The 14,549-nt window shown below is 66.9% G+C and carries 17 protein-coding genes; 5 read left to right on the top strand and 12 right to left on the bottom strand.

The annotated features are described in order from the left end of the window. Positions 1 to 126: an aa3-type cytochrome c oxidase subunit IV gene (locus J2Y54_RS08815; protein WP_310038821.1), complete on the bottom strand. Its 126-nt coding sequence runs from the start codon at positions 124 to 126 to the stop codon at positions 1 to 3. Between the two features lie 160 nt (positions 127 to 286). On the opposite strand from J2Y54_RS08815, the gene J2Y54_RS08810 reads away from it, so the two are divergent. Next, entirely contained in the window at positions 287 to 1,717 is a 1,431-nt protein-coding gene (locus J2Y54_RS08810; RefSeq protein ID WP_310038819.1) for a sigma-54 dependent transcriptional regulator, read from the top strand. Positions 1,718 to 1,720: 3 nt separating this feature from the next. Here the strand turns inward: J2Y54_RS08810 and J2Y54_RS08805 are convergent, their stop codons facing one another. Continuing rightward, the gene (locus J2Y54_RS08805; protein WP_310038816.1) at positions 1,721 to 2,248 is read right to left on the bottom strand and encodes a cytochrome b; all 528 of its coding nucleotides are present in this window, start codon (positions 2,246 to 2,248) and stop codon (positions 1,721 to 1,723) included. Between the two features lie 59 nt (positions 2,249 to 2,307). On the opposite strand from J2Y54_RS08805, the gene J2Y54_RS08800 reads away from it, so the two are divergent. Next, entirely contained in the window at positions 2,308 to 3,057 is a 750-nt protein-coding gene (locus tag J2Y54_RS08800) for an SDR family oxidoreductase (protein WP_310038814.1), read from the top strand. Between the two features lie 39 nt (positions 3,058 to 3,096). After that, entirely contained in the window at positions 3,097 to 3,639 is a 543-nt protein-coding gene (locus J2Y54_RS08795; protein ID WP_310038811.1) for a hypothetical protein, read from the top strand. Between the two features lie 9 nt (positions 3,640 to 3,648). Here the strand turns inward: J2Y54_RS08795 and J2Y54_RS08790 are convergent, their stop codons facing one another. Beyond that, positions 3,649 to 4,194 (bottom strand): DUF2306 domain-containing protein, encoded by a 546-nt coding sequence (locus J2Y54_RS08790; protein ID WP_310038809.1) that lies wholly within the window; start codon positions 4,192 to 4,194, stop codon positions 3,649 to 3,651. A gap of 165 nt (positions 4,195 to 4,359) precedes the next feature. Here J2Y54_RS08790 and J2Y54_RS08785 point away from each other — a divergent pair, with 165 nt between their 5' ends. Next, positions 4,360 to 5,124, top strand: coding sequence for a LytTR family DNA-binding domain-containing protein (locus J2Y54_RS08785; RefSeq protein ID WP_310038806.1), 765 nt, complete (start codon positions 4,360 to 4,362; stop codon positions 5,122 to 5,124). A gap of 7 nt (positions 5,125 to 5,131) precedes the next feature. Here the strand turns inward: J2Y54_RS08785 and folP are convergent, their stop codons facing one another. Next, the gene (folP, locus tag J2Y54_RS08780; protein WP_310038803.1) at positions 5,132 to 6,247 is read right to left on the bottom strand and encodes a dihydropteroate synthase; all 1,116 of its coding nucleotides are present in this window, start codon (positions 6,245 to 6,247) and stop codon (positions 5,132 to 5,134) included. An 18-nt stretch (positions 6,248 to 6,265) separates the two neighbouring features. Then, positions 6,266 to 7,411 (bottom strand): site-specific DNA-methyltransferase, encoded by a 1,146-nt coding sequence (locus tag J2Y54_RS08775; protein ID WP_310038799.1) that lies wholly within the window; start codon positions 7,409 to 7,411, stop codon positions 6,266 to 6,268. 343 nt (positions 7,412 to 7,754) lie between these two features. Here J2Y54_RS08775 and J2Y54_RS08770 point away from each other — a divergent pair, with 343 nt between their 5' ends. After that, positions 7,755 to 9,350, top strand: coding sequence for an isocitrate lyase (locus tag J2Y54_RS08770; RefSeq protein WP_310038795.1), 1,596 nt, complete (start codon positions 7,755 to 7,757; stop codon positions 9,348 to 9,350). Positions 9,351 to 9,437: 87 nt separating this feature from the next. Here the strand turns inward: J2Y54_RS08770 and J2Y54_RS08765 are convergent, their stop codons facing one another. The 7 genes from J2Y54_RS08765 to glmM all read right to left on the bottom strand — a co-directional run bounded on the left by J2Y54_RS08765 (position 9,438) and on the right by glmM (position 14,531). Further along, entirely contained in the window at positions 9,438 to 10,061 is a 624-nt protein-coding gene (locus tag J2Y54_RS08765) for a ribonuclease HII (RefSeq protein ID WP_310038792.1), read from the bottom strand. Further along, on the bottom strand, positions 10,054 to 10,845 hold the full coding sequence (gene thiD, locus J2Y54_RS08760) for a bifunctional hydroxymethylpyrimidine kinase/phosphomethylpyrimidine kinase (protein WP_310038790.1): 792 nt from the start codon (positions 10,843 to 10,845) through the stop codon (positions 10,054 to 10,056). The genes J2Y54_RS08765 and thiD overlap by 8 nt, the downstream gene beginning before the upstream one ends. 211 nt (positions 10,846 to 11,056) lie before the next feature. After that, entirely contained in the window at positions 11,057 to 11,932 is an 876-nt protein-coding gene (locus J2Y54_RS08755; RefSeq protein ID WP_310038788.1) for a 2-dehydropantoate 2-reductase, read from the bottom strand. Then, entirely contained in the window at positions 11,929 to 12,162 is a 234-nt protein-coding gene (locus J2Y54_RS08750) for a DUF1272 domain-containing protein (RefSeq protein WP_310038785.1), read from the bottom strand. Before J2Y54_RS08750 ends, J2Y54_RS08755 begins: the two co-directional genes overlap by 4 nt. A gap of 25 nt (positions 12,163 to 12,187) precedes the next feature. Next, positions 12,188 to 12,778, bottom strand: coding sequence for a hypothetical protein (locus J2Y54_RS08745; RefSeq protein WP_310038782.1), 591 nt, complete (start codon positions 12,776 to 12,778; stop codon positions 12,188 to 12,190). Beyond that, positions 12,775 to 13,194 (bottom strand): GFA family protein, encoded by a 420-nt coding sequence (locus J2Y54_RS08740; RefSeq protein WP_310038780.1) that lies wholly within the window; start codon positions 13,192 to 13,194, stop codon positions 12,775 to 12,777. The genes J2Y54_RS08745 and J2Y54_RS08740 overlap by 4 nt, the downstream gene beginning before the upstream one ends. Continuing rightward, the gene (glmM, locus tag J2Y54_RS08735) at positions 13,191 to 14,531 is read right to left on the bottom strand and encodes a phosphoglucosamine mutase (RefSeq protein ID WP_310038778.1); all 1,341 of its coding nucleotides are present in this window, start codon (positions 14,529 to 14,531) and stop codon (positions 13,191 to 13,193) included. Before glmM ends, J2Y54_RS08740 begins: the two co-directional genes overlap by 4 nt. Between the last annotated feature and the right edge of the window lie 18 nt (positions 14,532 to 14,549).

The raw sequence follows: 14,549 nt of genomic DNA, 5'->3' as shown, positions 1-14,549 counted from the left end.
TCAGGCTGCGATCAGCCAGACGACAATCGCGGTGACGATCAGTGAAATGACCGTTCCGACCTTTAACAGGCGCATGAAACCGCCATAGGTCGCTTCATGTGCCTTCATGTCGCCGCTCTGGGCCATGCGTCTTCCCCTCGTAACGCTGCTATGCTTCCTGTCTTAGACAGCGGTCGCGCGGCTCTCAACCCCTCTGCGCTTTAGGCAGGCTTAAGCCCGTCTTTACCCGACCGTCTTATGCAAGTGACCGAAACAGGGACAACCGAGACAGGTTGGGGGACGTGAGATGACGCGGAACGGACAGCGCCAGCTGATGCTGATCGACGATGAACCGGCCCAGCGCCGGCTGGTCGCCGCCATCGCCGCGCGGCGCGGATGGCGCACGATCTTTGCCAGCGACCATGAAACGGCGGTGGCCACGCTGGGCACCCCCGATGGCATGGCGCTCGACGCGATCCTGCTCGACAGCTGGGCGCCCGATGTCGATTCGGCGTCGCTGATCGCCGAATTGCGCGCCAACCGGCCGATGCTGCCGATCCTGCTGCTGACTGCCAATGGCTCGGTTGCGGCGGCCGTCAACGCCATGCGCGCCGGGGCCACCGACTTCCTGGTCAAGCCGCTGGCGGCCGAACGGCTGCTCGCCGCGCTCGACTGCGCCGTGGGGGCGAAGGTCGCGGGTGAGCTTCGCCCGCTGACCGAGAAGATGTCCGCGCATCTCGCGTTCGACGAGATTGTCGGGTCGGCGCCGCAATTTCGCGCCGCGCTCGCGATCGCGGCCAAGGCGGCGCGTGCGCGCGTACCGGTGCTGATCGAGGGCGAAAGCGGGGTCGGCAAGGAAGTGGTGGCCGAGGCGATCCACGCTGCCTCGCCGCGCCACACCAAGGCGATCGTCCGCGTCAATTGCGGCGCGATCCCCGCCAACCTCGTCGAATCCGAGCTGTTCGGCCACGAAAAGGGCGCGTTCACCGGCGCGTTCGAGCGCAAGATCGGCCGGTTTCAGGAGGCCGATGGTGGTACCATCTTCCTCGACGAAATCGGCGAAATGCCGCTGGAGGCGCAGGTCAAGCTGCTGCGCGTGGTTCAGTCGGGCGAAGTCCAGCCGATCGGCGCGCGCCACGCTAGCCAGGTCGATGTTCGCGTGATCGCGGCGACCAACAAGACCTTGCTGACCGAAGTCGAGGAAGGGCGATTCCGCGAGGACCTCTATTACCGGCTCAACGTCGTTCAGGTGACGATTCCGCCGCTGCGCGACCGTGCCGGCGATATCGCGCCGCTTGCACGCCATCTGCTTGCGCGCATTGCCGAACAGCCGGGGCTGCGGCCGCTGGGCATTACCGACGACGCGCTGGCGCTGCTTGGCGGCTATGACTGGCCGGGCAATGTCCGTCAGCTGCAGAATGCATTGTTCCGCGCTGCGGTCCTGTGCGACGGCGATGCGCTGACCCGCGCCGATTTCCCGCAGATCGCGCAGTTGGCCGGCGGTCGTCCTGCAGCGGGTGGGCAGGCACATGGCGGCGCGGCGCAGGGGGCGGGGGTGACGCTGTTCAAGCCCGACGGCAACCTGCGCGCGCTCGAAGAGATCGAGGCGGATGTGATCCGCCTTGCCATCGGCCATTATCGCGGGCGCATGACCGAAGTCGCCCGCCGCCTGGGCATCGGACGCTCGACGCTCTACCGCAAGCTGGGCGAGCTTGGGATCGACCAGAACGCGGCGTAGCGCCTAGCGACCCGGCAACATCCGGCCGAACGCGCCGTCGCGGTCGATGAAATGGTGCTTGAGCGCGCCGGCGACGTGCAACACGATCAGCGCCAGCGTGAGATAGGCGGCTAGCTCATGTGCTTCGCCCATTGCCTCATGCAGGTCATGGGACTTTCCGATCGGCAGGTCGAACCACGGGATCACGCCAAACAGCGCGCCGGTGCCGCGCGAGCCGGATGACGACGCCGCCCAGCCGAGCAGGGGCATTACCAGCAGCAGCAGATAGAAGGCACCATGGGTAACCCGCGCGACCAGGCGTTCCCAAGGCGCCAGCGTTGCGGACAGCGGCGGGGCGGCGTGGGTCAGCCGCCATCCGATGCGCACCAGCGTCAGCAGCAGCACGGTGATGCCGATCGACTTGTGCAGCGGCATCAACTCCCGCGCATCCTCCATGCTGAAGGCGATCACGACATTGGCGAGCAGCAGCGCCGCGATCAGCCAGTGGAGCAGGATTGCCCCGCCCGAATAGCGCGTTGCAGACGTGTTCATGCTGCTCTCCACCGCTCACGGCGCTTCGTCGAAGCGCTTGCCGGCGCTATGCTAAGCCGATGACGACACGATTTGAAGGACGTTGCGCGCTCGTAACGGGCGCGGCCTCGGGCATCGGGCTCGCGGTGGCGCAGTTGCTGGCGCGGGAGGGTGCGGCGCAGCTCGTCCTGGTGGACCGCGATGTCGCAGCGCTGGAGGCGGTGCAGATCGATACGACCTGTCACCGCGTCGTTGGCGATGTCGCCGATGAGGCGCTGTGGAATGGACTCGACCTTGCCGCGATCGATCATGCCGTGGTCAACGCTGGCGTTGCGGGAGCGGCCCCGATCGCCGCGCTGGACTTTGCCGAGTGGCGCCGCATCCTGTCGGTCAATCTTGACGGCGCATTCCTGACGCTGCGCGCGGCGATGCAGGCGATGACGGCACGCGGCGGCAGCATCGTGCTGACCGCATCGGCTGCCGGCATCAAGGCGGAGCCGGGGGTGGCTGCCTATGGCTGCTCCAAGGCGGCTCTGCTGCATCTGGCCAGGGTCGCGGCGAAGGAGGGGGCGGCGGACGGCATCCGGGTCAACGCTATCGCGCCCGCCGGCGTCGAAACCCCGGTGTGGGACGCGGTGCCGATGTTCGCCGACCGCGTGGCGCAGATCGGCCGCGACGCTGCCTTTGCCGAACTGGCCGCCATGGCGACGCCGCTGGGGCGCTATGCCAAGTCGGAAGAGGTGGCGGAGCAGATCGCCTTTCTGCTCAGCGATCAGTCGGCACTGATCACCGGTACGACGTTGCTTGCGGATGGCGGCTACACGCTGTGATACTGGCGAAGCGGGCCGCGCGTCCCATATAAGCGCGTGATGCTGCGTTTTCTGGTCTTTGTTGCCGCGTTCCTCGCGCTGCTCGTCGTCGGGGTGCTGCTGGTCACTGCGGGTGCGGCAGCGATTGGCGCGTGGTTCGGCATGCGTCGGCTGCGCGCGAAGTTCGATTCCTATCGGCTGAAACGCGCCGGGACCGTCGACCCTGCGGACCCACTCGAAGCGGCGTGGACGCGTGCGGCATCCGAAGCCGACTGGGCGGTGAGCCGCATTGCCGCGACTCGCACCAGCTGTGCGCGTCTCCTCGCGATCGCGGACGCCGATCCGCTGGCGACCGATGCGGTCGACTGGGCCAATGTGATCCGCCGGCGCGTGCCTGACCTTGTCGCCGCCTGCATGGACGAATGCGCCGATGCGACTCCGGTCGAACGCCGCCGCAACCTCGACGATCTGGTCGAAAGCCTCGAAAAGATCGGTGCGGAAGCCGAACGCCGGCGAGACCGCTTTCGCGACGGTCGGGTCAGCGCATTCAATATCCAGCGCACCTATGTCGATCAGCGCACCAGGTCCGGTCCGCTGAACTAGCCGCGCAGCCTATCCGAACAGCCATGCACCCATCAGCCGGCTTCCGATGAAGGAAAAGGCGCCGGGGATGATCAGGGCACCCAGATACAGCTGGACAAGATGCTTGCGATGGGCGCGCAGGTCGCCGCGCCGCGCGCTGGTGACGGTCTGCCACGCGCCGACCAGCGTCAGCGGTACGAAGAGGTGGATGAAGCTGAACCCGCCATCATTGAGGTGGCGGATGAACAAGGCCGAGATCGCCGTCACCACCATGAGTGCGATCCAGATCCGGCCCAGCATCTTGTGACGCGGGCCGCCCTTGCGTGCCAGCATCAGATACAGGCCAAGCGGAACCGCCGGACAGACGGTCGCGACATGGATCACGACTGCGATTTCCCGAAGCGACGAATGATCCGCAGCCACGCCCATGGCCGCGCGGACGAGCGCCGCGAGGATCGCGATCGTCATCGCTGTTCCGGCAATGCCGATCACGGCGCGCAGTAGCGGGGGAAGGTCGAGGCCGCGGTATCGCGCCGACTGGGTCAGGTCGTTCTGGGCGGTGGTGGACAAGGTCATGGACTACTCCGGATTGGGATTGCCCGGGGGATCGCGATCGCCACGGGCGCCCGCAATCGCGGATGCGCGGGTGGTGCGGCCGCCTTCGTCAGCGGTGCGAAATGGCCTGTTCACGCTTCGTGAACGGGCGGTATGGACCGTCGCACAGTCACGGGAGTGAGAGCCTTGCGTCAGATCCTGATCGAGCTTGCGGTACTAGGCGTGATCGGAATCGTGCTTGCGCTGATCGGCCCGTTCGGCAGTTTCGAGGCGAGCTTCGGGGCGCGGCTGGCCTATTGGGTGCCGCTCGCACTGGCGGGCTATGCGATTTATCGGCCGATCGGCGCGGTCGCGGATTGGATTGCAACGCGCCTGGCCCTGCCCGCCGCGCCGATGTGGATCGCCGCCACCTTAATCGCAACGGTGCCGATGACGATGCTGGTTTGGGCGGCGAGCTGTGCTGGGCGGTGTCGGCACCCTTCCAGCATCGATGCAGCACTGACCTGGTACGGGCAGGTATTGGTCATCGGGGGCGCGGTCACGTTGCTCTTGTATATTCGCGGGAAGGGCGAAGCCGCCGCATCGGTGGATGCGCCGCCGTCGCCCGCATCTTTCGCCCCTCCAGCCGCTCCCCCGCCGAACGCGCGGTTTCTCAAGCGGCTTTCCCCGCATCTCGGCGTCGATCTGGTCGCGCTGGAGATGGAGGATCACTATGTCCGCGCCCACACGCTGGCCGGAAGCGAATTGATCCTGATGCGGTTGCGCGACGCGATCGACGAGTTGGACGGGATTGACGGAAGTAGGGTGCATCGCAGCTGGTGGGTCGTCAGATCTGCCGTCCGCACGGTGCGGCGCGAAGGGCGCAATGTCCGGCTTGTCCTGACCAATGACGTAGAAGCGCCGGTATCGCGGGAGCGCGTTGCCGCACTGCGGGCAGCGGGGTGGCTTTGACGCTGGCTTAGCCGGGCTGGCCAACCAGCCCGTGATCTTTCATGCCGCGCCAGACCCGCACCGCCTGCACCGTATCGGGCACATCGTGCACGCGCAGCAGCTGACAGCCCGCTTCGGCGCCCTTGAGTGCCAGCGCAAGCGATCCGCCGAGCCGGCGCTCGACCGGAGCTTCGTGATCCAGCGCGCCGATCATGCGCTTGCGGCTCGCGCCCAGCATGATCGGGAGGCCGAGGCCGTGGAACAGCGTGAGTCCGTTCATCAGCGCGAGATTGTCGGCGAGCGACTTGCCGAAGCCGATGCCGGGGTCGATCACGATGTTGCTGCGCTGGACGCCGCTCGCGACCACCGCCGCGACCCGCGCCTCCAGCCAGTCGAACACGTCGATCAGCGGGTCGCGATAGCCGTTTCCGCCATGGGGCGACTGGGCCGGGTCGGGCGAGTGCATCAGGATCACCGGGCAACCGGCATTGGCGACGACTTCGACTGCGCGTGGATCATAGGCAAGCGCGGCGACGTCGTTGACGATGTGTGCGCCAACGGCCAGCGCAGCCTCCATCACCGATGCCTTCCGCGTGTCGATCGACACCGGCACGCCGGCTTTGGCTAGGCGTTCCACCACCGGCACAACGCGCTTGATCTCGTCGCCTTCCCACACCGGCTCGGCACCGGGGCGAGTCGATTCGCCGCCGACATCGACCAAAGACGCGCCCGCCAGCCCCATATCGAACCCGGCCCGCGCGACTGCCTCCGGGTCGTCGCCATGCTTCCCGCCATCGGAGAAGCTGTCCGGGGTGACGTTGAGGATGCCCGCGACCAAGGGCTGGTCGAGTCGCAGCGTCCGTTCCCCCGCGCGGATCACCGGGCGCTGCGCAGAGATGGCGGCGGCAAGGGTGCGTAGCCGCTCGGCCTGAACGTCGGACAGTTGGTTGAGCAGAGCGGGCAGACGCTCGACCGGGACCAGCTGCTGCGCGACGCGGCGGCCGTCTTCGACCGCGATCAGCTCATAGGCAGCAAACCAGCTCAGCCCCCCGGCCAGCCGCGCCACCTGACCGTCATAGCCGATCGGGCTGTCGACCGGCGCGACCGGGCGGAGGTAGAGGCGGGCCGAGGGGGGGATGGTCATGCGCCCCTCTAGCGCGGATCAGGGCTGCGTCGCGAGCAGATAGGTCTGGCGCAGCGTGTCGATCGGTTCGAGCCGCTCGGCGCCCTGATGGTGCCAGAAGGTCCAGCCATTGCACGACGGCGCACCTTGCAGCGTTGCGCCGACCTTGTGGATGGATCCGGAAACCCCGCAATCGGTGAGCAGCGAGCCGTCAGCCTTCACCACCGCACGCCAGCGGCGCTTGGCATCGCTGAGCACCGTGCCGGGGGTGAGATAGCCGGTTTCGATCAGCGTGCCGAATGCGACGCGCGGTGCCTGACGCGGCGCCATCATGGTGGTGACCGCGCTCTCGTCGAGCGGCAGTGCGGCGGCGATGCGCTCCTGCGCCGCCTCGACATAATTGCCCTCGCGCTCGATCCCGATCCAGTGACGGCGCAGGCGCTTGGCCACCGCGCCGGTGGTGCCGGTGCCGAAGAACGGGTCGAGGATGATGTCGCCCGGCTTGGTGCAGGCGAGCATGACGCGGTAGAGCAGCGCCTCGGGCTTTTGGGTCGGGTGGACCTTGGTGCCGTTCTTCTTCAGCCGCTCCTGCCCGCCGCAGATCGGGAATTCCCAGTCGCTGCGCATCTGAAGCTCGTCGTTGAGCGTCTTCATGCTGCGGTAATTGAAGGTGTATTTCGACTTTTCGCCCATCGACGCCCAGATCAGCGTCTCATGCGCGTTGGTGAAGCGCGTGCCCTTGAAATTGGGCATCGGGTTGGCCTTGCGCCAGATGATGTCGTTGAGGATCCAGAAGCCCAGATCCTGGATCGCCGAGCCGACCTTGAAGATGTTGTGGTAGCTGCCGATCACCCAGATCGTGCCGTTCGGCTTGAGCACGCGGCGCGCTTCGGCCAGCCAGGCGCGGGTGAACGCGTCATAGGCGGACAGCGAATCGAACTTGTCCCAATCGTCGGTGACGGCGTCGACATGGCTGCCGTCGGGACGGTTGAGGTCGCCGCCGAGCTGAAGATTGTAGGGCGGATCGGCGAAGATCATGTCGACCGACGCCGCCGGCAATGCACGCATCGCTTCGATGCAATCCTGCTGGATGATCGAATCGAGCGGGAGCACGTCGACCCAGCTGCGGGTGCGCACCTCGACCGCTGCCTGCGTCGCCTTAGCGACCTTTTCGATGACCCCCATTAACCACTCCAAACCCCGTTGAACCGGTGAAACGCCACGAACTTCGGACTCCGTCAAGCGAACATTGGTTAACGGAAATGCTTGGGATTCCGTTAACTTGACGGAACATTTCGGCACTTATCCACATGTTGAGTCCGAAAGTTATCCACAGGCACAAGGTTTGGGGTGTGGCGAAAAAGACTCGCGCAGCGCGATTCCGGCCTTCTGCCAGTGGTAATAAATTTACAAAACGACATACCAACTCCAGGATCGGAGCGACCTTGCAACCGTTCCGCTATGCGATTCCCACAGAAAATCGCCACCCAGGTGAATAGTCATACTCGCAACTGAACGAGGTGACGCAATGACCTATCAAGACGAGATCGCCCGGGCCGCGGCCCCCATCGCTGCGCAACAGGGCCGGTGGGACGGCATCGATGCCGAATCAGTGGCACGGATGCGGTTGCAGAACCGGTTCCGCACCGGGCTCGACATTGCGAAGTACACCGCCGGTATCATGCGCCGCGACATGGCGGCCTATGACGCCGATCCGGCGGCCTACACCCAGTCGCTCGGCTGCTGGCACGGCTTCATCGCGCAGCAGAAGATGATCGCGATCAAGAAGCATTTCGGCAGCACCAAGCGGCGCTACCTGTACCTGTCCGGCTGGATGGTCGCGGCGCTGCGCAGCGATTTCGGGCCGCTGCCCGACCAGTCGATGCATGAAAAGACCAGCGTCCCGGCGCTGATCGAGGAGCTCTACACCTTCCTCAAGCAAGCCGATGCCCGCGAGCTGGGGATGATGTTCCGCGATCTCGATACGGCGCGGGACGCCGGCAACGAGGTAGAAGCGGCGCGGATCCAGAATGCGATCGATAATTACGAGACGCATGTCGTGCCGATCATCGCCGATATCGACGCCGGCTTCGGCAATGCCGAGGCGACCTATCTGCTCGCCAAGAAGATGATCGAGGCCGGGGCCTGTGCGCTCCAGATCGAGAATCAGGTCAGCGACGAGAAGCAGTGCGGGCATCAGGACGGCAAGGTCACGGTGCCGCACGAGGACTTCCTGGCGAAGGTCCGCGCCTGCCGCTACGCCTTCATGGAGCTGGGCGTCGATGACGGGATCATCGTCACGCGGACCGATTCGCTCGGTGCCGGGCTGACCAAGCAGATCGCATACTCGAAGGAGCCGGGCGATCTCGGCGACCAGTATAACGCCTTCCTCGATTGCGAGGAGGTCACCGACCTGTCTGGCGTCAATGGCGATGTCGTCATCAACCGCGGCGGCAAGCTGATGAAGCCGAAGCGGCTGCCCAGCAACCTGTTCCAGTTCCGGGAAGGGACCGGGGCGGATCGCTGCGTGCTCGATTGCATCACCAGCCTTCAGAACGGCGCCGACCTGCTGTGGATCGAGACCGAGAAGCCCCATATCGAGCAGATCGCGTCGATGGTGGACCGGATTCGCGAAGTCGTGCCGAACGCCAAGCTGGTCTACAACAATTCGCCGAGCTTCAACTGGACGCTCAACTTCCGCCAGCAGGTGTTCGACCGCTGGGAAGCCGAGGGGCTGGACGTTTCGGCCTATGACCGGTCCAAGCTGATGAGCGTCGACTATGACGGCACGCCACTGGCCGAGGAGGCGGACGAGAAGATCCGCACCTTCCAGAAGGATGCGGCGGCGCGGGCTGGCATCTTCCATCACCTGATCACCCTGCCGACCTATCACACTGCGGCGCTGTCGACCGATAATCTCGCCAAGGAATATTTCGGCGAGATGGGGATGCTCGGCTACGTCAAGGGCGTGCAGCGGCAGGAGATCCGGCAGGGCATTGCATGCGTCAAGCACCAGAACATGTCGGGCAGCGACATTGGCGACGATCACAAGGAATATTTCGCCGGTGAGGCCGCGCTGAAGGCTGGCGGGGTCCACAACACGATGAATCAGTTTGCCGCGTAGCCGATGAGGCTCGCGCTCCAATTTTCCTGGGGAGGAAAGGAGGCCCGTCGTTACGCCTTGGCGTGGCGGCGGGCCTTTTCCCTCATGTCAAAGAGCGTGGACCGCGGGTCCGAAATTCAGTTCCGCCTGAGCCACCGGGGCGAAGCTGCGGCGGTGGTGGGGGGTGGGGCCCAGGGTGCGCAGCGCTTCCTGATGGACCTTTGCGGCGTAGCCCTTGTTGCTGGCCCAGCCATAGCCGGGGTGGAGTGCGTCCAGTTCGGCCATGATGCAGTCGCGGCGGTGCTTGGCGACGATCGAGGCGGCGGCGATCGACAGGCAGAGCGCGTCGCCGCCGATCACCGGCTCGCTGGCGTGGGGCCAGTCGGGGCAGCGGTTGCCGTCGACCAGGACATAGGCGGGCGGCAGGTCGAGTGCAGCGACGGCGCGGGTCATCGCCAGCATCGTCGCCCACAGGATGTTGAGCCGGTCGATCTCCTCGACGCTGGCGATGCCGATGCCGACGCGGGCACAGCCGAGCATCGCGTCGCACAGCGCGGCGCGTTTCGCAGCGGTCAGCGCCTTTGAATCGTCGATGCCGGGCGGGATGCAGTCGGGGTCGAGGATCACGGCGGCGGCGACCACCGGGCCGGCGAGCGGGCCGCGGCCGGCTTCGTCCACGCCCGCCACCGGGCCGCGCACGGCATGGCGCAGCTCGTAGCTGAAATCAGGCATCGTCGCCCTCATCGCCATCCACCAGATTGAACGGCACCATGCCGAGCGCATGGCCGACCGGGCCATGGCCTTCGCCCAATCCGGGGGCGTTGAGGATGGCAAGGCGAACAAAACGTACCGCCTGGATGAACGAATCGCCGATCGACAGGCCCGAGCCGAGGCCGGTGGCGAGCGCGGCGGCGAAGGTGCAGCCGGTGCCGTGCGTGTCGGGGGTGTCGATCCGCTCCGCCTCGATCTCCATCACCAGCCGGTCTTTCGGCGCATAGAGCTGGTCGAGGATCGTCGGCCCTTCCTTGTGCCCGCCCTTTTCGGCGAGGTGGCAGCCATAGCCGAGCACCGCCTGTCGCCCGCCGAGCGCGGTGAGTTCGGGGAGATTCGGGGTCACGACGGACGCGATCGTCATCAGCCGTTCGAACGCGGCGATGGTTTCGGGGTCGGCAAGCACCGATCCGCTGGTGGCGATCATCACCGGATCGAACACGATCGGGCAGTCGAGCGCCTCCAGCCGGTCGGCGACGGCATGGGCGATCTCCGCCGACCCGATCATCCCGATCTTCACCGCGTCGCAGCCGATGTCGGAGGTGATCGCGTCGATCTGTGCCAGCACGATCTCGACCGGCACCGGGTGGATGGCGGTAACGCCGAGCGTGTTCTGGGCGGTGATCGCGGTGATCGCGGTGGTGGCATGGCCGCCGAGCATGGTGACGGTGCGGATATCCGCCTGAATCCCGGCCCCGCCGCCGGAATCGGAGCCGGCGATGATGAGGATGCGGGGGATGGTCATGACAGGGGTGTCCGGACGAAACTGACAAAAATGCGCATGTGTAAGGCGGCCGCTACGCGCACCTCATGGCTGTGCAGCGGGCGCGCGACAGCGGCGGCACGCGGGCGGGCGATGCGGGGGGTGGCAACGGCAGTGGCCATGGCCCGCAATGGCACAGGCGAGGGTCTGTAGGAAAGGGTGGCTGCTATATCCTCCCCCGCAAGGGGGAGGATTAGCTTGGCTGTCCACCCTTGCGCAGCAGCACATCGGCCATGCGGTTGAGCGGGGCGTCGATGCCGTGTCGCGCACCCAGCCGCGCGATCACGCCGTTGCGCGCGTCGGCCTCGGTCGGGCGGCCGGCCAAGCGGTCGGCGTGGATCGAGTTGATCGAATCCGCCGGTCCGGCGCGGTAGCCGTCGACTACCTGTTCGGCCAGGTCGTCGGGGAGGCTTGCGCCCTCGGCCCGGCCGACCGCGATGCATTCGCGGATCAGCGCGCGCATGAGGTCCGCGGCCTCTTCGTCATGCGCGATGCCGGCGGGCTGGAGGGTGAGGGCGTTGACCGCGCCGGCGCAATTGACCGCAAGCTTGCGCCATGCGGCGCTGAGCCAATCGTCGGTCAGGATCGTGGCGATCGGGCTGTGCGCGAACAGCGCGGCGAAGGCGCGGCCGGCGGCGTCGGCGGGGACGGTGAGGCTGCCGCTGCGGCGCTGCACGACATCGCCCGGTGCGCGGCGTTCGGCGGGAATGTCGACGATGACGGGCACGATGCGTGCCGGGTCGAGGCCGGGAAAGCGGGTGCGATGCTCGACCCCGTTCTGGAGGATCGCGACATGGGTGGCAGGGCCGACCAGCCGGTCGAGCCAGGCCTGTGCGCCGGGCGCGTCATAGGCCTTGGTCACCACCAGCACCCAGTCGACGGGGCGGGCACTGGCGGGGTCGGTCAGGAGGCGCGGGGTGCTGTCGAGCACGCCCTCGGGCGTCTCGACGCGCAGGCGATCGAACGGGGTGCGCGCGCACAGCGTGACGTCATGACCCGGCGCGGCGATCAGCCAGGCGGCGATGCTGGCGCCGACTGCGCCGGTGCCGACAACGGCGATTGCGCTCAATTGTCGTTGCCGCTGAAGCGCCGCGCCGTGCTGGCCGGATATTTCTTGAGCGCCGCGCCGACGCGGGCCGGGCGGTCGAGCAGTTCGCCGCCGCAATTGGGGCAGGTTTCGTCGAGCGCATCGGCACAGTCGGCGCAGAAGCTGCATTCGAACGAACAGATGAACGCGCCGCCCTGATCGGCGGGGAGATCGGTGCCGCAGCGTTCGCAGTCGGGGCGCATTTCAAGCATGGCCCGGCTTTAGCCGGTCCGGGGATCATCCGTCGAGGGTATAGGCGTCGGCACCATAGGCCGCGGGCTGATCGGTCGGGCTGGCGTGATAGACCATGGCGATGGCAAGGCGCTCGCAGCTCTCGGGCAGCGGATCGACGCGATGCTCGATCGCGCCGGGAAAGCAGGCGAACAGGCCTGCGCGCGGCACCAGCGTGGCGGTGCGCCCGTCCGAATCGCGGAAGGACAGGCCGCCCGCGCCCGGCGGCACAGCGGCATAGAACACGCCGGTGACGCAATTGGCATCGCGGTGCCAGTCATTGGTCGCACCGCCGCCGCGCAAGATGTTGAGCGTGAGCGCCGCGCGCAGCCGGTTGCTGGCAAAGACCGGCTGGCCCAAGCTGGTGCCGGCGAAATCGCGCAGCGCGCCATGGTAGAGCCGCCAGAGCCATGGAAGGCGGGCGCGCAGCCTATCGCCCTCGACAATGCCGAAGCTCCACGCGGGGGTATCGATCAGCGCGATCCGTTCGGGCGCGTCGGCAAGTGCGGAAACCTGTCCGGCCCAGTCATCGGGGAGCCGCCCGGCGGCGGCGAGGTCGAGGGTGCGAAACGGCGGCCAGCCGGGCGGCATGCTCAACCCGCCGGGTCCGGGCGCGGCGGGATGGTGGCGTAAGCGGGCGCATCGTCGGGGGTCGGATAATAATCGCCCTGTTCGGCCACATGGACATGGACGGCGATGCGCGTGCCGGTCGGCCCGTCGAACACGCCCATCGCGACGCCGATCCAATCGCGCGCGGGCGGATCCCAGAATAGCGGCGTGCCGCACGTCCCGCAAAAGCCGCGCCGCACCTTGTCCGACGAGGCATACCAGCGGACATGGTCCGCGCCGGTGACGTCAAGCCGGTCGCGCGGCACGTCGGTCGAGACGAAATAATGGCCCGAGGATTTGCGGCAGGCGCGGCAATGGCAGGCATCGGGGGCATGCAGGTCGCCGGTAACCGTGACGGTCACCCGGCCGCACAGGCATGCGCCGCGATGGGCTGCGTCGCTCATGCGGCGGCGGCGCGCACCGCGTCGCAGATGCGATCCACCACTGCCTCGACCTGCGCCATATCCTCGCCTTCCGCCATCACGCGGATCACGGGTTCGGTCCCCGACGGGCGGATGACGAGGCGGCCGGTGCCGGCCAGTTCGGCCTCGGCAGCGGCGATCGCGTCCTGCACCGCGCCATGTTCGAGCGGCTTTCCGCCCGAAAAGCGGACATTCTTGAGCAATTGCGGCAGCGGATCGAAGCGGTGCAGCACTTCGCTCGCCGGGGCGCCGGCGCGGACGATTTCGGCCAGTACCTGCAGCGCGGCGATCAGGCCGTCGCCGGTCGTGGCATAGTCGGACAGGATGATGTGGCCGGACTGTTCGCCGCCGACATTGTAACCCGAGGCGCGCATCTTTTCGAGCACGTGACGGTCGCCGACCTTGGTGCGGACCAGGCCGAGGCCCTGGGCAGCGAGATGGCGTTCGAGCCCGAGATTGGACATGATCGTCGCGACCAGCCCGCCCCCGGCGAGCCGCCCCTGCCGCGCCCAGCCGCCGGCGATGGCCGCCATCAGCTGATCGCCATCGACCACCTCGCCGCGCTCGTCCGCGACGATCAGCCGGTCGGCATCGCCGTCGAGCGCGATGCCGATATGCGCGCCCGATGCGACGACGGTTTCGCACAAGGTGAGCGGGGCGGTCGAGCCGACCTGATCGTTGATATTCTTGCCATTGGGCGAGACGCCGATCGCGACGACTTCGGCACCCAGTTCCCACAGCGCCGAGGGCGCGACCTGATAGGCGGCGCCATTGGCGCAATCGACCACGATCTTGAGCCCGTCGAGGCTGAGATCTTCGGGGAAGGTCGCCTTGGCGAAGTGGATGTAGCGGCCCTTGACGTCGTCGACGCGGCGGACGCGGCCGATTTCGGACGAGGGGGCAAGCGCGACGTCGGCATCGATCAGCGCCTCGATCGCCGCTTCGTCGGCGTCGGACAGCTTGTAACCGTCGGGGCCGAACAGCTTGATGCCGTTATCGGCATAGGGATTGTGGCTGGCCGAAATCATCACGCCAAGGTCGGCGCGCATCGAATGGGTCAGCATCGCGACCGCGGGAGTCGGCATCGGCCCGACCAGCGTCACGTCCATTCCGACGCTGGCGAAACCGGCGACCAGCGCATTTTCGATCATGTAGCCGGACAGGCGGGTGTCCTTGCCGATCACCACGCGGTGGCGATGATCGCCGCGCACGAAATGCTTGCCCGCCGCCATGCCGACCCGCATCGCCATCGCCGCAGTCATGTGGCCGGCATTGGTCTTGCCGCGGATTCCGTCCGTTCCGAAATATTTTCTTGCCATATCCGCCTGCTTTGCGAC

Source organism: Sphingomonas sp. BE123 (assembly GCF_031456015.1).
GTDB lineage: Bacteria > Pseudomonadota > Alphaproteobacteria > Sphingomonadales > Sphingomonadaceae > Sphingomonas.
This window is presented reverse-complemented; position numbering and strand designations above follow the sequence as displayed.